At 45.1% G+C, this 17,150-nt stretch carries 20 protein-coding genes and 2 pseudogenes; 10 read left to right on the forward strand and 12 right to left on the reverse strand.

The window, feature by feature from the left end; all coding sequences use genetic code 11:
* From ACTIE0_RS17520 to ACTIE0_RS17535, 4 genes and pseudogenes are all read left to right on the forward strand, one after another.
* Positions 1–66 (forward strand): annotated as a pseudogene (locus tag ACTIE0_RS17520) (zinc ribbon domain-containing protein); the annotation flags it as partial.
* Positions 67–387: 321 nt separating this feature from the next.
* Positions 388–915, forward strand: a complete 528-nt coding sequence (gene ilvN / locus ACTIE0_RS17525) for an acetolactate synthase small subunit (protein ID WP_006625441.1) — start codon at positions 388–390, stop codon at positions 913–915.
* Between the two features lie 153 nt (positions 916–1,068).
* On the forward strand, positions 1,069–2,178 hold the full coding sequence (locus ACTIE0_RS17530; protein ID WP_006669554.1) for a hypothetical protein: 1,110 nt from the start codon (positions 1,069–1,071) through the stop codon (positions 2,176–2,178).
* On the forward strand, positions 2,178–2,915 hold the full coding sequence (locus tag ACTIE0_RS17535; protein WP_006625443.1) for a class I SAM-dependent methyltransferase: 738 nt from the start codon (positions 2,178–2,180) through the stop codon (positions 2,913–2,915). The genes ACTIE0_RS17530 and ACTIE0_RS17535 overlap by 1 nt, the downstream gene beginning before the upstream one ends.
* A gap of 27 nt (positions 2,916–2,942) precedes the next feature.
* Here the strand turns inward: ACTIE0_RS17535 and gshB are convergent, their stop codons facing one another.
* The 4 genes from gshB to ACTIE0_RS17555 form a co-directional block, all read right to left on the reverse strand.
* The gene (gene gshB, locus ACTIE0_RS17540; protein WP_006625444.1) at positions 2,943–3,926 is read right to left on the reverse strand and encodes a glutathione synthase; all 984 of its coding nucleotides are present in this window, start codon (positions 3,924–3,926) and stop codon (positions 2,943–2,945) included.
* Between the two features lie 61 nt (positions 3,927–3,987).
* Positions 3,988–4,248: a glutaredoxin 3 gene (grxC, locus tag ACTIE0_RS17545; RefSeq protein WP_006669555.1), complete on the reverse strand. Its 261-nt coding sequence runs from the start codon at positions 4,246–4,248 to the stop codon at positions 3,988–3,990.
* A gap of 104 nt (positions 4,249–4,352) precedes the next feature.
* A complete protein-coding gene (locus ACTIE0_RS17550) occupies positions 4,353–4,541 on the reverse strand; it encodes a hypothetical protein (protein WP_006625446.1) in 189 nt (62 codons plus the stop codon).
* Positions 4,542–4,936: 395 nt separating this feature from the next.
* Positions 4,937–5,839, reverse strand: coding sequence for a lysophospholipid acyltransferase family protein (locus ACTIE0_RS17555; protein WP_008050977.1), 903 nt, complete (start codon positions 5,837–5,839; stop codon positions 4,937–4,939).
* A 112-nt stretch (positions 5,840–5,951) separates the two neighbouring features.
* On the opposite strand from ACTIE0_RS17555, the gene ACTIE0_RS17560 reads away from it, so the two are divergent.
* Genes ACTIE0_RS17560 through yidD form a run of 5 tightly spaced genes read left to right on the forward strand, consistent with a single transcriptional unit; the run spans position 5,952 to position 9,432 of the window.
* A complete protein-coding gene (locus ACTIE0_RS17560; protein ID WP_006625450.1) occupies positions 5,952–6,380 on the forward strand; it encodes a CoA-binding protein in 429 nt (142 codons plus the stop codon).
* A complete protein-coding gene (locus ACTIE0_RS17565) occupies positions 6,377–7,357 on the forward strand; it encodes an ABC transporter ATP-binding protein (RefSeq protein WP_006669556.1) in 981 nt (326 codons plus the stop codon). Before ACTIE0_RS17560 ends, ACTIE0_RS17565 begins: the two co-directional genes overlap by 4 nt.
* A 29-nt stretch (positions 7,358–7,386) precedes the next feature.
* A complete protein-coding gene (locus ACTIE0_RS17570; protein WP_006669557.1) occupies positions 7,387–8,298 on the forward strand; it encodes a calcium-binding protein in 912 nt (303 codons plus the stop codon).
* A 5-nt stretch (positions 8,299–8,303) separates the two neighbouring features.
* On the forward strand, positions 8,304–9,200 hold the full coding sequence (truB, locus tag ACTIE0_RS17575) for a tRNA pseudouridine(55) synthase TruB (RefSeq protein WP_006669558.1): 897 nt from the start codon (positions 8,304–8,306) through the stop codon (positions 9,198–9,200).
* 1 nt (position 9,201) lies between these two features.
* A complete protein-coding gene (gene yidD, locus ACTIE0_RS17580; protein ID WP_006625455.1) occupies positions 9,202–9,432 on the forward strand; it encodes a membrane protein insertion efficiency factor YidD in 231 nt (76 codons plus the stop codon).
* A gap of 24 nt (positions 9,433–9,456) precedes the next feature.
* Here the strand turns inward: yidD and ACTIE0_RS17585 are convergent, their stop codons facing one another.
* Together ACTIE0_RS17585 and ACTIE0_RS17590 are read right to left on the reverse strand one after the other, a co-directional pair.
* Positions 9,457–9,780 carry a calcium-binding protein gene (locus tag ACTIE0_RS17585; protein ID WP_006625456.1) on the reverse strand — a complete coding sequence of 108 codons (324 nt, stop codon included), beginning with the start codon at positions 9,778–9,780 and terminating at the stop codon, positions 9,457–9,459.
* Between the two features lie 403 nt (positions 9,781–10,183).
* Positions 10,184–11,050 carry a calcium-binding protein gene (locus ACTIE0_RS17590; RefSeq protein WP_006669559.1) on the reverse strand — a complete coding sequence of 289 codons (867 nt, stop codon included), beginning with the start codon at positions 11,048–11,050 and terminating at the stop codon, positions 10,184–10,186.
* Positions 11,051–12,306: 1,256 nt separating this feature from the next.
* Between ACTIE0_RS17590 and ACTIE0_RS17595 the strand changes: the two genes are divergently transcribed.
* Positions 12,307–14,010: a DUF1565 domain-containing protein gene (locus tag ACTIE0_RS17595; protein WP_006669561.1), complete on the forward strand. Its 1,704-nt coding sequence runs from the start codon at positions 12,307–12,309 to the stop codon at positions 14,008–14,010.
* Between the two features lie 353 nt (positions 14,011–14,363).
* Here ACTIE0_RS17595 and ACTIE0_RS17600 read toward each other — a convergent pair whose 3' ends face one another.
* The 6 genes and pseudogenes from ACTIE0_RS17600 to ACTIE0_RS25050 form a co-directional block, all read right to left on the reverse strand.
* Entirely contained in the window at positions 14,364–14,645 is a 282-nt protein-coding gene (locus ACTIE0_RS17600) for a DUF3493 domain-containing protein (protein WP_006625462.1), read from the reverse strand.
* A gap of 57 nt (positions 14,646–14,702) precedes the next feature.
* Positions 14,703–15,020 (reverse strand): HNH endonuclease, encoded by a 318-nt coding sequence (locus ACTIE0_RS25030; RefSeq protein WP_006669562.1) that lies wholly within the window; start codon positions 15,018–15,020, stop codon positions 14,703–14,705.
* Between the two features lie 273 nt (positions 15,021–15,293).
* Positions 15,294–15,458, reverse strand: a complete 165-nt coding sequence (locus tag ACTIE0_RS25035; protein WP_006625463.1) for a group II intron maturase-specific domain-containing protein — start codon at positions 15,456–15,458, stop codon at positions 15,294–15,296.
* Between the two features lie 216 nt (positions 15,459–15,674).
* Positions 15,675–16,010, reverse strand: coding sequence for a reverse transcriptase/maturase family protein (locus ACTIE0_RS25040; RefSeq protein WP_006625465.1), 336 nt, complete (start codon positions 16,008–16,010; stop codon positions 15,675–15,677).
* 179 nt (positions 16,011–16,189) lie between these two features.
* Positions 16,190–16,473: pseudogene (locus ACTIE0_RS25045) on the reverse strand (hypothetical protein).
* 21 nt (positions 16,474–16,494) lie between these two features.
* Positions 16,495–16,719: a reverse transcriptase N-terminal domain-containing protein gene (locus tag ACTIE0_RS25050; protein ID WP_006669564.1), complete on the reverse strand. Its 225-nt coding sequence runs from the start codon at positions 16,717–16,719 to the stop codon at positions 16,495–16,497.
* Between the last annotated feature and the right edge of the window lie 431 nt (positions 16,720–17,150).

Raw genomic sequence — 17,150 nt, forward strand, 5'->3', positions numbered from 1 at the left:
GTTACCTTAACGGGTAATAGTGCTATCGTCGCATTGTCCGGGAACAACCGGAAAAATGTCGCGTAAATGTATCAGTTACGCTATGGCGAAAGGTGGTTGGCCAAAGCATCAAGTAGCTGACTATAGCTATATTGTAGTAAGCAGTTGAATAAGCCACCAGAATGGGCTCAACAATAGCGCTTTTAACCTAACTGTTAAAGGCTCAATGAGTGACACATAATCTGGCGTGATTACTTCACTTCAGATGATGCCATACTCAGAAACTTCCGGCTATGGCCAGATTTTTCGGGTTTAAATTTATCTGTTGTCGGATACAATTACTTACGCAATACGAATAGGGTTCGGCTTGAGTTATATAACTGGCCATCCATACCTGGGGACAAAATTATGAAACATACCCTTTCTGTTTTAGTTGAAGATGAGGCGGGTGTTCTGACGCGCATTGCTGGTTTGTTTGCTCGTCGTGGATTTAATATTGAAAGCCTGGCTGTTGGACCTGCTGAAAAATCTGGGGTTTCCCGAATTACTATGGTGGTCCCTGGGGACGATCGCATTATTGAGCAGTTGACTAAGCAACTCTACAAGCTGATTAATGTTCTCAAGGTACTTGATATTACTGAGGTTCCCTGTGTGGAACGGGAGTTGATGTTATTGAAGGTTAACTCCCCTAGCAGTGCTATTCGTTCCGAGATTATTGAGTTGGCTCAGATTTTTCGCGCGCGGGTGGTTGATATTGGGGATGACTCCCTGACTATTGAGGTGGTCGGAGACCCTGGTAAAATGGTGGCGATCGTTCAGGTATTGAGTAAATTTGGCATCCGCGAAATTTCTCGGACTGGTAAAATCGCCCTCACACGGGAGTCCGGCGTTAATACCGAATTCCTCAAGAGTCAACCCGCTGAACCTAAGTTTTAACTTCCACCAAAACCCTCACCCCTGGTGGCTTTTCCAGGTCCTGGGGGCTGTTTTGATCAAAAAAAGTTGATTTTTAAGTCATATTTTGCCATTGATCAGCTACAATATGATTAGTCGCCTCCCCCATAGTGCTGGTGGAGGTGTGGGGTTGTTATGTTTTTAAACAGTATGGACGAACATAATTGCGGGACTATTTATGATGAACTGGTCGAAATACTTAATCAGTTAGAATTGGGATGGATCGCTGAACAGGTAGAGGAGATTTTAACGGCTGGAAAAACGGTTGAGGAAATGGTTATGGGGAGAAAATCCCCTGACCTCAAATTGGCGTATTATAGCCCCCAGGAACAGTTATCAATGCTGATTGATGCTATCGATCGCACTGTGATTTCTGGGGTGGAAATGGAGCAAGAAATAGCGGCTCTATTAGATAATCAAGGACTGACTACAGATTTAAAATCAGAAATATGCTGGCATTCAACCCTAGCACAAACGGGGGAATTTGTCAAGTTTTATCAGCCGGAAATTTTAGAAAGATTAGCCGCGGCTGAACAGGTCAGAAAAACCCTAGGAAAGTTGCGGGTCAATTCCGGCAAAAATCAGCCATCATTGTTGACGGAAATTAAGGGAAATTTAGAGGCGATCGTTAACCCAAATCTCAGGAGATATCAACAACTGAGGAACCTGTTTAATTGTTACATATTTAATATCTTGGTGACAGGGGCAAAAAATGAGGGAGGTAAAGTCAGCTATAAGGATGTGACGAAACAGGCTACAGATAGGTTAATATTTCGTCAACGTCCGGGGAAAATCTATGAGCAAATACAGCCCTATACTCACGGACTTATTGAATTTGCCAATAAGCCACCTTTAGAAATACATATCGGGGTGAAAGTCCACGGGCGGCTGCGAGTTTTGTATGATTGCGATATCTGCGTATTATATAAAATGGAGGCGGATGCTTGTCGAAATAACGGGCGGGAACCTCGCGCGTCGCGGATTTTATTGGGGGTTAATTGTGAATATTCTGCCTCCCAATTACAGCCAGAAGTAGCCCAAGCGTTTTTATCTTTAGCCTCGGAGTTACGGGTAGCGGGAGATTGTTATTTTGTGTCGAATAGTGTGTCAGAAGTAGCGGGGAAGTTGTTAGCGAGTCGGAAGCGAAAATGGGAGTGTGGTATAATTCCGGGTGATGTTAATAATGTACATAGATTGATGTACGGGTTTCAGACAATTTTTAAAGATTTTCAGGCGAAAAGTTAATGATGAATGAGATTTTTTGGGAAATTCATAGGGATTTATTGAGGGAAAGTCCGGGGGGTGATGAGTATACTAGACAAGGGTTTAGGATGCTACCAAGTTTGTCTCAACGGAAGATTTTAGATATAGGTTGTGGTCCGGGGTCGTCCACTCTGGAATTAGCGAGATTAACGGATGGAGAAATTACGGCGATCGATATTCATCAACCTTATTTAGAAAGTCTTAAACAAAAGGCGATCGCCGAAGGTTTTGGGGAGAGGATAACCTGTTTAAATCAAAGTATGTCATCCCTAAATTTTCCGCCATCTAGTTTTGATATTATTTGGGCTGAGGGTTCCATCTATATTATGGGTTTCGAGACGGGATTAAAGCAATTAAAATCCTATCTCAAATCGGGTGGTTATATGATGGTGAGTGAGTTAGTGTGGTTACGGGATAATCCACCGTCGGAGGTTTATGATTTTTGGCAAGCTGATTATCCAGCCATGAAAAATCTATGGGAGTTATCGGAGATTATTGCTAATTGCGGATATGAAATAATTAACCAATTCACGCTACCAGAGAGGGGTTGGTTAAATTACTATAACCCCTTGGAGGAGAGGATTAATCATCTTTATAGAATTTATCAAGACAATCAGGAGGGGTTGAAAATTTTAGACATGGAAAAACGGGAGGTGGAAATATATCGCGAGTATCACGAATGGTATGGATATGAATTTTTTATTCTCCACAACCCCTAAGAAAAAGGGAACCGACGGGGTAATGTATCAGGAATTATGAATCATTTGGGTAACTTGAGAGGTTACCCATTGAATCACCTGAGAACCCAAACTTACATGGTCTAGTAAATCGATTTCCCTAATCCCAGTAGGACTGGTGACATTAACTTCTGTGAGATAACCACCAATGACATCAAGACCGACGAAATATAGTCCGGATTCAATTAATTTGGGGGCAACTCGGCGACAAATATGCAACTCTCGATCGCTTATTTTAGTTTGAGCGACGCGACCGCCGACGGCCATATTTCCCCGAAACTCTTTACCAGTAGGAATGCGATTAACAGCCCCAATAGGTTCACCATTTAACAAGATAATGCGTTTATCGCCATCTTTGGCGGCGGGTAAGTAGGTTTGAATCATGACAGGTTCAACACCTTGGCGGGTGCTAATTTCCACGAGGGAATTAAAGTTGCGATCGTCTGGTTCCAGAAACAAAATACCCTCACCCGCCTTACCACCCAAAGGTTTTAAAACTGCTGCGCCCTCATGTTCGACAAATTCCCGAATCACCTTTTTTTTGCGGCTAACAATAGTTTTAGGAATGACATCAGCAAACTGGAGGGCATACATTTTTTCATTAGCAGCGCGTAACCCTTGGGGAGCATTAACGGTTAAAGTTTTGGTGGGGTCGATATAGTCGAGAATATAAGTGGTATATAGGTAAGAAACAGTTACGGGGGGGTCAACCCGCATAAACACTGCATCCATGGCTTCTAAGGGCTGTAATGTGGAAGCGCCCAACTCAAACCAGGGGGAGTTGACCACCCAAGTCTGATCTCGCCTAGTAATAGGAGTCAAATGAAGGGAGGTGAGGGTTCCCCAGGCTTTCCCAGCAATTACACTTAGTTGATGGCTTTGAGTAATCCAAATTTCATGACCCATTACTTGGGCGGCTTCCATGATAGCAACAGTGCTATCGTGGGCGGGATTTAGATTAGCGATGGGGTCAATAATAAAAGCAAATTTCATTAATGATATTAATAAAAGTTATCAGGACGACCCCCAGACTGCTGCTGGGGGTTTTGTTAAACTAAGCGCTAAGTAGGGAATCAAGCTGACCTTGGGCTTCTAAGGCGTGGAGGTCATCACAGCCACCAATATGGCGACCATTGATGAAGACTTGGGGAACAGAACGCCGTCCATTGGATTTAGCAGCCATGCGATCGCGAGCTTCTTCATCTCCATCAATCACATATTCGGTAAACTCCCAGCCTTTGCGTTTGAGGAGAGCCTTAGCTCGTAAACAAAATGGACAGCTACTCCAAGTATAGATTTCAATGGAATTAGTCATAGATGTCTTAGGGAGATGATTAATATTTCTTAATATATTGAGTTAATTAGGCTTTGTCAACGAGACCACCCTGGGAACAGGGTGGCCATAAATCAGTTTATAGATTAGCTGACGGCTTGCAATACACTGGCATATAAGCCAGGGGCGTAGGCTTCAAAGACTTTTCCGGTTTCAGAACAGGTAATCATTAAATAGTCACAGGTGTGACACTGGGTTTTAATGACTGTATTGCTGCGATAGCGTTCGGCGTAAGAACCGCAATTCGGACAACGGATGATTTGTTTGGTAGACATTTAAAATGGTTTTTTTACTGGGTTTAAATTTGGCGCTAATTAACCCCAAAATTTGTCGGGTAATTCCTGACTATTTAGCCAGATTACCACGACATTAAGAGGAGATATTTAACGGATGGTTAGTAGCAGGCAAAAAAAATGAAAGAACGGATAACTGTATTGAGCTACTGACTAATTATGCCAGAATTTGAACCGGGTAGCAATAGCGACTAATTAGGAATACCTTGATCCCGAACGGTAAATCATGATGATTGAGGGATGGGGTTGAGGGAAGAAGGGCGATAATTGGGGGATTATAGCTGTTGTGATTAAATTTTGGGTGCGAATTTTTGTCGATCGCAGTTTTCCAAATTAATAAAGATTTAAGATTTGCATAACTATCCAGAGAGGGAAACTCAGGATTTCTCGACCTGGAGGACAAGGCGATCGAGTTGGTGTTGCATCTGAGTTTTGACCAATTGGTAACAGGACTCGACATAATCACGATCGCCCGCCGCCTCTCGACCATAGCGTTGAAAGACAATAGGTTCACAGATGCGAATATAGATTTCCCCTGGTAAAGGGATATTAGGCAAAGGACCAATACTTAACCCCCAGGGGAGTCCCAAATAAATGGGGAACACTTCCGGGTCAATATCGAGTAACCAAGGCATCCCCAAATCATGGAGGATCTTAGCCTGTTGATAACAATCAGCGAGGACAATGAGGGTATCATGGGCTCCATGGGAAATGAGGGGAACAATAGGGGACCCGGTGCGTAAGGCCAATTTAATAAACCCACGCCGCCCAGCAAAATAAATCTGATTTCTCATATTGTGGGGGCGAAACACATCTTCTGGCCCCCCTGGATAAACCAAAACGGGATAATCTGCTTGTAAGGCGGCGATCGCCATTCGGGGATGGGCGCGAATAGCACCACACCGCACGGCTTGAGTAGCAACTGTGGGGGACATTTCCCAGACTTTGGGGTGCATTAAACCATATAGAGGGCGATCGCAGCCAAAGCGATCGGCCCAGCCATATAAACCCATGTGCATATCTGGTGCAGCCAAGCCACCATTATGGGAACCGACAATTAACATTCTCCCTGAGTCTCGAAGATGCTGCCAGCCGTCCATTTTGACCCGAAAATAGTGCTGGTAAAACCATCCCAAAACTGGCATTAGCGATCGGACAAACTCAGGATCTCGTCCATGTAAGGACCAACCATCTAGGTATGGTGGTGATGGTGGGGCATAATTATTATCGGTATGATGCTCGGTATGATGCTCGGTATGATTATCGGTAAATCGGTTCAAGGTTATCGACTCCCAGTAGCAACTAGATTCAATCAAGATCTTCCCTTTTCCAGATGCGGAAAACGCCGCGATGGGGTTATCATCGGCCCTAAAGTCTGAGGATATGCAGAATATGCTTGATCTCAACCAAGATGATACCGCAATGGCTCAGGTGTTGGCGGAGTCGCAGACGATCGCCGTTTATGGTCATTCCGACAAACCCTCGCGCCCTAGTTACATGGTGGCTGAATTTTTGCGAAACCGGGGCTATCGGGTCTATCCGGTGAATCCTTTATTGACAGAGGTCAACGGTCAACCTTGTTATCCGAATTTGCAGGCGGTCCCGGAAACGATTGATATTGTCAATGTTTTTCGAGGTTCGCAATATCTGCCAGAAATTGTTGATGAGGCGATCGCCGTTGGCGCGAAAACCGTCTGGGGTCAGTTGGGAATCAGCCACCCAGAAGCCAGTCAAAAGGCTTTAGATGCCGGGTTAAACCTAGCTATGAACATTTGTATTAAGATTGAGATCGAGCGTCTTCATATAAGCAAAAACCGATGAATCAGGCTGAAACTATACCCCCCCAATCACCGAAATCTTTACCCCCGGCGGTAGTGATCACCGAGAAGTTAGGTAAATTTTACCGGACGGGATTTTGGATGAATCAAAAAATTGAATCCCTGATTAATTGTAGTCTGAGTATATATCAGGGGGAAACTTTTGGGCTTTTGGGACAAAATGGAGCCGGGAAAACGACTTTATTTAAAGTGTTACTAGGTTTGGTGCGTCCCACTTCTGGCGCAGCTTATTTATTGGGGAAACCTATTGGCGATCGCCAAGTCAAACAGCGAGTGGGTTATTTGCCAGAAAACCCCTATTTTTATGACTATCTGACCGGGTGGGAATTTTTAGAGTTGGCGGCGGAACTTTTCCAAATCCCGAAAGCAGTTAGTCGCCAAAGGATTCCCGAATTATTGGATTTAGTCGGACTGGCAAAATCAGCGGCCATCAAAAAACAGATGCGACAGTATTCTAAGGGAATGCTACAACGGATTGGCATGGCTCAAGCCTTAATTAATGACCCGGAAATAGTATTTTTAGATGAACCAATGTCCGGTCTGGATCCGATGGGTCGTTATCAAATCCGAGAGATTATTTTATCACTCAAACAGCAAGGAAAAACCATATTTTTTAACAGTCATGTCCTGTCAGATGTCGAAAAAATATGCGATCGCGTTGCCATTTTATCACGAGGAGCACTCATTTCCATCGGTTCTTTGGATGAATTATTAGGAATCACTGAAACCTATTCCGTGAGTGGCAAAGGTGGTAATCCTCAACAACTGGAGGAATGGGTAACCAACTTGGAAATCGAACAAGACTATTGGCGCGGTAATCTGCAAGGCAACCCCCAGGAATTTATCGCCCATCTACAGGATATCAATGCTCAACTGATATCGATGAATTTATCCCGCCTTTCCCTAGAAGAGTTTTTTATGCAACAATTAAGGGAACGGGGTATTTATTCCAGTCAATAAAACCCACTTAAAAAAAATTAGGAGTTATTATGTCATCTGTAGGAGTTATAATCGATCCACGGATTTTAGATGAGCTATTCGGTGTGGATACCTTACCCGCTGATCTGATTATCCCCCCAGAAGGTTCCGTCAACGGAGAAACTAATAATTCCGGTGATAATTTGGGAAATGGAACTTCCGACTTTGGGGAAACCCTGAGTAGCAATGGTTCAGTTAATGAAATTACTGTCACCGACTCAGCCGGGGAAACCGTGAGGGGGACTGGTGCCGCCGATCGCATTATTGGAGGTGACGGACCCGACTCCTTATTGGGGGGTAGCAACAATGATACCATCTATGGTAAGGCCGGTTCTGATACCCTGTTGGGAGAAGCCGGAAATGACCTATTATTTGGCAACCAAGGCCGGGATTTGCTTTATGGGGGCAATGGTAATGATACCCTCTATGGCGGTCAAGAAGCAGATACCCTCTATGGTGAAGCCGGAGATGATCTGTTGTTTGGCAATTTAGCTAATGACTGGCTGTATGGAGGGGATGGAAACGATACCCTCTTCGGTGGTAAAAACGATGATATCCTGTATGGTGGCGACGGGAATGATCTGCTGTCGGGAGACACTGGCGCTGATACTCTCATTGGTGGGGAGGGTCGCGATTCCTTTGTGGTGAGTTCCCTCAGTGGGGGAGTCAACATTCGCGAAGCCGATGTCATTATGGATTATACTCGGAGTGACGATCAAATTTTGCTCACGGGTGGTCTGCGATCTACTAACCTAGAGTTTGTCTCCGGTACTTCTGTGGGACTGGAAGGGGAACTAGAAGATAGCACCGTGATCCGACTTAGGCAAAGTTTCGATCCTAATCGCGCTTTTGTGGCTATTGTGGTTGGTGTGGATAATCTCACTTCCGCCGATTTTACCGCAATTGATCAGATCACTATTTAAGATTGATGGCCGATTTTCAGGGGTTCCTTAATTTGAATAAGCCACAGGAGTGGACTTCCCATGACTGTGTGGCAAGGGTTCGGCGTATGTTACACCTAAAGCGGGTAGGACACGCAGGCACCCTTGATCCTGCCGCGACTGGGGTGCTACCTATTGCATTGGGAAGGGCTACCCGCCTGCTGCAATTTCTGTCCTCTGAGAAAGCCTATCGGGGAGTGATTCGCTTTGGAATTACCACCGCCACCGATGACCTGGAGGGGGAAACTTTACAGGTGCGATCGGCTTCTCATTTGCAACTGGAACATATCGCCGCCCTGTTGCCTGAATTTATCGGTAAAATTGAGCAAAAGCCACCCTATTATAGTGCTATTCATGTGGGGGGGAAGCGCTTATATGAGAGAGCCAGACGGGGTGAGGTGGTGGAAGTTCCCACCCGGACGGTGGAGGTGTTTGGGTTGGATGTTTTGAGTTGGCGATCTGGGGAGTTTCCAGAGGTGGAATTGGCGATCGCCTGTGGTCCGGGAACTTATATCCGTTCTATTGCTAGGGATTTGGGGGAACGTCTGAACACTGGGGGGACTCTCGCGGGTTTAGTTCGCCTACAGTCCAGTGGGTTTAGCTTGGCAAATAGTTTGACTATCGAAGAGTTGGAAGATCTGGTCAAGCGGGAAAAGTTTAAACCCCTTGACCCCTCTCTGGCTTTGACTCATTTACAGGCGATCGCCCTAGGTTCCGAAGATGCAAAACGTTGGTGTCACGGACAGCGGGTTCCCGTCGCGGGAAATGTCGATGCCGTGTTACGGGTAGATGACCAATCCGGTCAGTTTCTCGGTATTGGACGCATTATTCAAGAACAGGATACTATGGTATTAGCTCCCCAAGTTGTCATGTTGGATAGTTGAGATGAAACAGATATTAATTGGTTTGATTAAGGGTTATAAGTCATTGATTTCTCCGGTGCTTCCTCCCGCTTGTCGCTTTTATCCCACTTGTTCAGAATATGCTATGGAAGCAATAGATCGCTTTGGCATTTTTCGGGGTGGATGGATGGCGATCGCTCGTATTTTGCGCTGTCATCCCCTTCACCCAGGCGGCTATGATCCTGTTCCCCCGAAAGATGATCATGATCATTAACAACTTTCCCCCCGCCGCCATACATCAAACATAATAATCATCCATTATTCCTGATCTTTCTTGACCGTCGATGGTATCGTTTCCTTCGCCACCATAGATAGTATCATCACCAGAACCACCGATAAGGGAATCATGTCCCTCTTCTCCCAAAATCAGGTCATTACCACCACGACCATCAATAGTGTCATTGCCAGGGCCACCATACAAAGTGTCATCACTATCCCCCCCGGTAATGATATCATCACCAGACCCTCCAGCAAAGAAATTTTGCGGCTCCGTAGCCCCTCGAAAGATTAAACTTCCGTCGGGCAATTCTTCAATTTGAGGGGTTTCAATAAACTGTGACATAGTTAGGGACTTTCCTTTTACAAAGGCTCATGGCTTAGGTCAAACTATCCATTGAGTGTAATAGTGTTAACAAGGCTGAAAAGGGTACTAACGGCTAGATGGCCTCGGGCTTGAGAATATCTGATCAGGTAATGTCCTAAATCTCATGTTTAGAAATTTTCAGCATTAGATCAAACTACTCCTATTCTCTAGGCGAGAAGCCATTCATCCGGAAAACAGTCGAATAGTTTTGCTATTGATTGCCTGATACCTTCGGCCATAGGCTGTGTGATTAATGCCATAAAAAAAGTAGGGTTATTACTAACCCTACTGTTAAACAAATTACTATTGAGAATCGAGGAGCAATCTGCTATTCCAAAAATGGAGGCAATACGACTTAACTCCTACGCCAAGGATTTTAACCTTAGAATAGGTCGAAATCGGAAGCTGTAATATCTGGAGAACCCAAGAACTCGGCTATTTCTAGGCCGTTGAATAGTAAAACGCCTGTGCTTTGGATGTACACTAAACCGCTTAACCCACTAGCGTCTGCGTCAGTGGCTACAGTCTGGAAGGAGTCTAAGTCATATCCGGCCTCAGCGCGTAGGGCAATTATGTCTCCCTCGGCACTATTGAAGTCGGTAATGACATCGCGGGTTAGGTTAGCACTAGCAGTGATAGCAAAGGTATCAGCACCAGCACCACCTGTTAGGGTGTCGTCACCTTTGTCACCGGCTAGGAAGTCATTGCCATCGCCACCGCGTATGAAGTCATCACCTTGACCGCCGTATATAATGTCATTACCGGGGCCACCTATGATGGTATCGTTGCCTTTTTCACCATATAGTAGGTTATTACCACCGCCACCATAGATTAAATCTTCTCCATCACCACCACGTATGATGTCATTACCAGTACCGCCGACTAGGGTATCGTTACCTTTGTCACCGGATAGGCTGTTATTACCATCACCACCATAGATTAGGTCATCACCTTGACCGCCATAGATTAGGTTATTACCTGCTATGCCATAGATGGTGTCGTTTCCTTGGTTACCATATAGTTTGTTGTTGCCTTCGCCACCAATTATTGAGTCATTACCGCCGAAGCCGTAGATAACCATGTTGGGGTTGTCACCAGCGGTTAGGGTATCTGCGAGATCGCCACCCTGCATGCTATTCGCATCTGCGGTTCCCCGAATGCGGTTAGATTGGTTGGGATTACCGACTATAACGGCTCCCTCAGCTGTAAAAACGACTTGAAACTCGGTGGGGTCAACTACCTGTGACATAAGTGCTCCTCACGAAATGTTGGACAAATGAATAATTTTCGACAATTGGGATTCTACAATAGCAGTCTGGATATTCGGTAGGTTTGCCGATAAATTTAGGGTAATTTTACGGTAATTTGGCTAAAGCTGTTGACACTCCATCGGGCTAAAGCCACGAGGATTCTTTAGAGGAGATAACCAACAAATGTTAGTCATTGCTCGTAACAACCACATGGCCGTACCGTACCTATGTACCAATACAACAGCAGTCCACAAGGCGGTGTCAATGGCCGCTACACTGTTAGCTTTTGCTTTCAGTTTACTTTAGATTTATGCTTTTCACTCGCTTAACGTCTTTGCTTGTGGGGGCTGGGTCTGTAGTGCATTTGCACCGACTACCATTTCGGTAAGTCATCTTTTCAACAGGTGTCCCACCACTGGGAGTCTCACCGTACAATTAAGGTCTTAGTGGCATACTTGATTATATTCTAAAGCTAAGTAAATGTAAAGCGGTCCTAGAAGGACGGGGTTTCTACCCATTTTTTTGATGATTTGGCAAACCAGTTTTGACACTTAGTATTCCTGAACCATGCCAGCGAAACCCGGAATCTCTTTCCCTATTTGTGATAGGAAAAGACGGGAAAAGTCTGTTAGAACTAGATGGGGTTTGTTGCCGATATTACCGCTCAAACTATGATTTAAGAGAATTCCTCCAACATTATAGGGAGATCGCAAAAAATCACAACTAGCTTAACAGATAATCGTTGCCCTGGCAATAGCTGAACCAATTTTAACAAGAAACTCCTCTAAACACCCGATACACGAGCAGTTACAAACACTACATTTTTGAGGTTTGTAATTGCTTGGGTGCTGGGAATGGCCAACTGTCTCCGTTTAAGCAAGGCAAGCAAGTTAGTTATGCCCTGGGGCTTGTTTCGGATCGCACTGGCAGTAACAGGCCAAGTAGAGCGCTGACATCTACAAAAATGACGGACGGGGTTGCCAGAAGGTTCCAAAAAATTTTTCGCAAAGAAGTCGATCGCCTCAATCAATCTCCAGAAAATGGTTAAATCCCCTATCAGTTGGGGGATAGCGGCTTTGAAGAAGTGAAAATAAAAGTTCCCGATTTGGTTCAGTTGTTGTCCGCATCAGCTAAAATTCTCAGAGATGTTCAAAATCTTGTCCCCACTGCCTAGGTATATGGAACTTTATATCGGTTTTCCGATTCCAGTTACCTGGGTATGGTTGCATATAAACCCCAATATTAAGTCGATTACATGAAAGATAAGTATTTTCTCACTAACAAGGCGGCCGACAGCTATCATACATGGAGCCAAAAGGCTTTTGGGTTCCGGCTATGGTCTTGGCGGCGGGGTATGAGTTTACTAGCTACCCCCTTAATCTTAGGCGCGATCGCCGATTTAGCCATAACTCCTAAAGCGATCGCCAATGAATTACCAACCTCCCAAAACTCCCCAGAATACCTAGTACAAGCCCAAATCATCTACGTTAACCCCTCCACCGGAACCGACAACGACACGGTAACCGGTTCTCAAGCAGCTCCTTTCCGTACCATCACTTATGCTATGTCCAGGGCTACCGCCGGCACGACTATTAAGTTGGCTCCCGGAACCTATAGCCCAGACACGGGGGAGGCATTTCCGATTAACATCCAACCAGGGGTTATCCTACTGGGTGATCAGTCTAATAATGGTCGGAATGTGCTGATTATTGGTGGGGGTAATTTTGTCAGTCCCAGTCTGGCTCGTCAAAATGCGACTATCAGAACCTTGGGAGACCCTCAAATTTTGGGAGTGACCATTACCAACCCCAACACCAGAGGGACTGGGATATGGGTTGAATCGTCTAACCCGACCATCAGTAACTCAACCTTTGTCAATAGCAAACGGGATGGGGTTTTTATCAGTGCTGAAGGTAACGCCACGATTACTAACAATATTTTTGCCCAAAATGATGGTAATGGTATTTCGGTGGCTCGTTCTGGTGGTGGACTAATTAGGGGAAATCTCTTTCAAAATACTGGTTTTGGTATTTCCATTAATGATGATTCCGCCCCGAAAATTGTGGAAAACCAGATTGTGGAAAACATGGACGGGGTGATGATTTCCCATACGGCTAAACCGATTTTACGCAATAACTTGATCGAAAATAATCAGCGTGATGGTATTGTGGCGATCGCTACTGCACAACCCAACCTAGGAACAGCAGGGGATCCGGGTCAAAACCTGATCCGCAATAACCAGCGCTACGATGTATATAATGCCACCCGAGGTAACAGTATCTCTGCAGTAGGTAATCAAATCGACGAAAGCCGCATTTATGGAGCCGTTGAATATGTGCTGGCGGCTGTGACCCCCCCTAACTTGGGTCTGGAAGTTGGCACTATTTCTGACCTACAAGGACATTGGGCGCAGTCCTATATGGAAGCATTAGTTAGCCTGGGGATTATGTCAGGATTTGATGATGGTTCTTTCCGTCCTGATGAGCCAGTCACCAGGGTACAGTTTGCGGCGATCGTCAAAAATGCTTTTACCCCCGCCGCCCAACAATCAGGATCTCAATTCCCTGATGTTCCCAGCACCTTCTGGGGTTATCAAGCCATTCAATCCGCCTATCAAGGTGGGTTTATTTCCGGATTTCCTGACGGTCAGTTTCGACCCAATGACCCCATTACCCGCATTCAAAGCATTGTGGGTTTGGCTCAAGGACTTGGCTACCAGTCGGACAATCTCGATGTCCTCTCCATCTATCAAGATGCAGGCGAGATCCCGGCTTGGGCGCTTCCCTCTGTTGCGGGAGCCACAACCGGAAATTTGGTGGTTAACTATCCTAACCAAAGCCAACTCAATCCCAATCGTGTGGCCACCCGCGCCGATGTAGCAGCATTTGTCTATCAGGCTTTAGTCAACACCGGGAAGGTTCAGGCGATCAACTCTCCCTATTTAATTAGCACCCCCTAGCTTTTCGCCCTCAACCTAAATTATCCCCTTAAAATAGCCAGCTACCCAATTGGATAGCTGGCGATCGATTTAATATGTTTAGGGTCTTTATCAGAAACAGGAGTTAACAAGTGCCTCAGCAGCCCAACTATGGGGTAATACCTGCTTTAGTCCTTGGTTCCTGCTATGGCTGACCCCAATTGAAGGAAAACGGGTATTTATATTTAGGGCCTTTATTTGGGCTGACCCCAATTGAGCTTATGTTATTATTATTACAGATATCATAACCAAATTTCAAATTTCGTAATATTTTCTTTATTTTTTTGTCGGTTGTTTGCGCAATATGTATTTTTGTCTAGGGACATGAAGTTTTGTTACTTGGATTTGGGCGATCGCTGCTCCAGGCGAAACAGCCACACCATTAAGGCTACGACCCCCACCTGAAGCGCAAAGTTGGGTAAGGCGGTCGCTACATCCCTTCCTGACAGGAGTTGAGCCAAAAATACTACCGCCCCAATTAATCCAGAGGCGGCGAAGGATACATATATAAACTGTCGCAGTCCTCGATAGGGTGCTTTGGACTCTGCTTTCAGACGCTCATAAAGTTCTGGGTCGAGATTTCTGGGATTAATGCGATCGCTTTTTGACTTAGGCATATTTAATATAGTTTTGAGTTGATGTCTGTATTCTAGGATTAGGGGTCGAGAGAGATGTCACCATTTCCCCCTCCCATTCAAAACCGTAGGTGATAGTTTCCCATCATAGGGCTCTAGTGGTGCTTCCACATCCCGATAATTGGCATAGACACGAAAAACTTCATGATGTGACGCACGCGCAGATTGCTCCATTGTTAAGGATGCAGCATTGGCGTTGTCTAGCGCCGTTTGATCATGATGACAGTGGCGGTGTAATAGCTGAAGATTCTTGTATACGTCCTTTCCGCCGAGGCTTTGAGGTACAATGTGGTCTACTTCTACTAAATCTGATGGGGTAAAGTATAACCCACGCCAGGCACACCTGCCTTTTGGCATTTTGAGTAGTTTTGCTACCCTATTTGGCGTGTCGGTTGCTTGTCCTTTTTTGGTTCCCCAGTAAATCCAATTTCCGTCATAAAGTGTTGCGTCAGGGCGTATTAGGGTGTGTCGGACAATTGGAGTCCAGTTATGTTTCCATAGTAGGTATCCATCCTCGGTTTTGAATAACCAAGATTCATGCCTTTCTTTCCCGTTACTGAGTTTGACCGTTCCCGGTCTGAAACATTTACTGAGCTTTTCGTAACTTGCCTTTCCGCATCTTGAGCCTGTTCATGCCCGTAACATTTGCCAGACTGTCTGGTCTAGCTTATTGAAGGTTTTAGTTGAAACTACCCATGAGTAGTAATTTGACCATCCCCGAATAATTGGGTTTAGTTTGTTGATCAGGGATGATTGAGGTGCGGTTTTATATTGTTTGATTACACCCTTAATCACTTCTGTGTGGGCTTTAACTGCTTTCTTACTGGGTTTAATGTGGGTTTGATGTCCGATTAATCGGCTCGCTGCCCCTCCTGTTTTTCCAGATTTATATTTTCCTGTTGGGTATTGCCTGATATTGAAACCGAGAAAGTCGAACCCTGGTTCCTCTATCTTTCCATTGTACTCAATGTGATTGAGCGTATGGCAGATACGAGTCTTTTCGGGTTTAATTTATAATCCTACAGGTTTTAGCCATTCAGAAATAGCAGTTTGGCACTGTTCGATGATTCCTAGGTCTTTTGAGATGACCACAAAATCATCGACATATCGTATTAGGTTGACCTGAATAGTCGTCCCTTTATTAGGATAAATTTCTTTGACTAGCCTTTCCATATCATCCAGTGCGATGTTGGCGAGTATTGGACTTATTACCCCTCCTTGAGGTGTCCCGGTTTCTGTATCTTCAAATACACCGTTATCTAGTACACCCGCTTTGAGCCATTTTCTCAGGTCTCTTTTTAGGCTACTTGGACAATGAATTTTTGACAGTAGGTAATCATGCTTCACGGTAAGAGCATTTTGCTATATCCGCATCCAGAACGTAGTAACTTCCGTGTTTTATACTTAGGTAAATACGCGCTATTGCATCTTGGGCAGACCGTCCTGGACGGAACCCATAGCTCGTACTTTCGAATCTTGATTCCCATTCAGGCTCAAGTGCCGATTTAACCAAGGCTTGCCTAGCTCTATCTTGGATTGTGAGTATTCCTATTCCAGCTTTTTTCATCCCTTCCAGGTTTTGGTATCCAAACCCGTGTAGGGTGCGTTACATTGAGAGACTTGGCATAGAAACGAAAAACTTTCTGGTAACGGACCATGTAGGGTTTTGCTTTGAGATTCCCTTGAATTTTCTCGGTTAGGTCTAACCTTTGTTTGGGGGATATTGCTATCACTCCATCTACTCCAGCCGTCCTCTTTCCTTGACTATCTTGAGAGGGGCGGGTTCATTAAGCTGACTGTTGGGAAGCATGGCTGACCGTGGAACCCGCCCCTACAGTCGCACTGCTAAGAGCCGGGCGTAATATGACTTCACCAATAGACGTTGCCACCTTCTCGCTTTTGCGTCCTGTCCCGATTTAGCTGCTTGAAATATCCTCTTTTGGAGCTTAAACACTTTCCGTTGAACTTTAGGCCATGGGATAGTTTTCCATACGTTATTCGTAGTCTTGATTGGCTTTGATTTCTCAAATCCTTTCTTTAAACTCGCTTGCGTCATTTATACACCTACTTGACTCTATTCTTGCAATCAAACCGTGACCTGTTGGCATATCCCGACCGTTACAGTAGGGCATTAGCTTCTGGTCGCATCTCACATCCTCTAGGACTTGCGCTTACACTTATCACTACTGAGGTATCGACCATACTCTCAGAGTCCAGGAGGACTTAAAACGTTCCGTTTATATGGGCTTTCCATCTTTAGATTTGTCCTCAGAACCGGGGTACTTTAAAGGTCTTTGTAGGTAGTGGTAGGAGCCTCCTACTTTTCCCCTTGCTCTTTTGAGCGCAGCGTATCAACCTATTTCGCTACTAATTAATTACGGTGGTTCACGCCGGACATTCAGTTTCCTTAATCATGGATGGTTGGCAGTGGACTCGATTCCGATACTAGGTTGTATCTTGGAGCCTTCCGTTCCCCGCTTCAATCCT

This window comes from Limnospira sp., assembly GCF_051859755.1.
Classification (GTDB): Bacteria; Cyanobacteriota; Cyanobacteriia; order Cyanobacteriales; family Microcoleaceae; genus Limnospira; species Limnospira fusiformis.

Bases quoted from the DNA above. Each gene is read 5' to 3' on its own strand.
- ilvN (WP_006625441.1), top strand. From the start codon at position 388: ATGAAACATACCCTTTCTGTTTTAGTTGAAGATGAGGCGGGTGTTCTG.
- ACTIE0_RS17530 (WP_006669554.1), top strand. From the start codon at position 1,069: ATGTTTTTAAACAGTATGGACGAACATAATTGCGGGACTATTTATGAT.
- ACTIE0_RS17535 (WP_006625443.1), top strand. From the start codon at position 2,178: ATGATGAATGAGATTTTTTGGGAAATTCATAGGGATTTATTGAGGGAA.
- gshB (WP_006625444.1), bottom strand. From the start codon at position 3,926: ATGAAATTTGCTTTTATTATTGACCCCATCGCTAATCTAAATCCCGCC.
- grxC (WP_006669555.1), bottom strand. From the start codon at position 4,248: ATGACTAATTCCATTGAAATCTATACTTGGAGTAGCTGTCCATTTTGT.
- ACTIE0_RS17550 (WP_006625446.1), bottom strand. From the start codon at position 4,541: ATGTCTACCAAACAAATCATCCGTTGTCCGAATTGCGGTTCTTACGCC.
- ACTIE0_RS17560 (WP_006625450.1), top strand. From the start codon at position 5,952: ATGCTTGATCTCAACCAAGATGATACCGCAATGGCTCAGGTGTTGGCG.
- ACTIE0_RS17565 (WP_006669556.1), top strand. From the start codon at position 6,377: ATGAATCAGGCTGAAACTATACCCCCCCAATCACCGAAATCTTTACCC.
- ACTIE0_RS17570 (WP_006669557.1), top strand. From the start codon at position 7,387: ATGTCATCTGTAGGAGTTATAATCGATCCACGGATTTTAGATGAGCTA.
- truB (WP_006669558.1), top strand. From the start codon at position 8,304: ATGGCCGATTTTCAGGGGTTCCTTAATTTGAATAAGCCACAGGAGTGG.
- yidD (WP_006625455.1), top strand. From the start codon at position 9,202: ATGAAACAGATATTAATTGGTTTGATTAAGGGTTATAAGTCATTGATT.
- ACTIE0_RS17585 (WP_006625456.1), bottom strand. From the start codon at position 9,780: ATGTCACAGTTTATTGAAACCCCTCAAATTGAAGAATTGCCCGACGGA.
- ACTIE0_RS17590 (WP_006669559.1), bottom strand. From the start codon at position 11,050: ATGTCACAGGTAGTTGACCCCACCGAGTTTCAAGTCGTTTTTACAGCT.
- ACTIE0_RS17595 (WP_006669561.1), top strand. From the start codon at position 12,307: ATGAAAGATAAGTATTTTCTCACTAACAAGGCGGCCGACAGCTATCAT.
- ACTIE0_RS17600 (WP_006625462.1), bottom strand. From the start codon at position 14,645: ATGCCTAAGTCAAAAAGCGATCGCATTAATCCCAGAAATCTCGACCCA.
- ACTIE0_RS25030 (WP_006669562.1), bottom strand. From the start codon at position 15,020: ATGCCAAAAGGCAGGTGTGCCTGGCGTGGGTTATACTTTACCCCATCA.
- ACTIE0_RS25050 (WP_006669564.1), bottom strand. From the start codon at position 16,719: ATGACGCAAGCGAGTTTAAAGAAAGGATTTGAGAAATCAAAGCCAATC.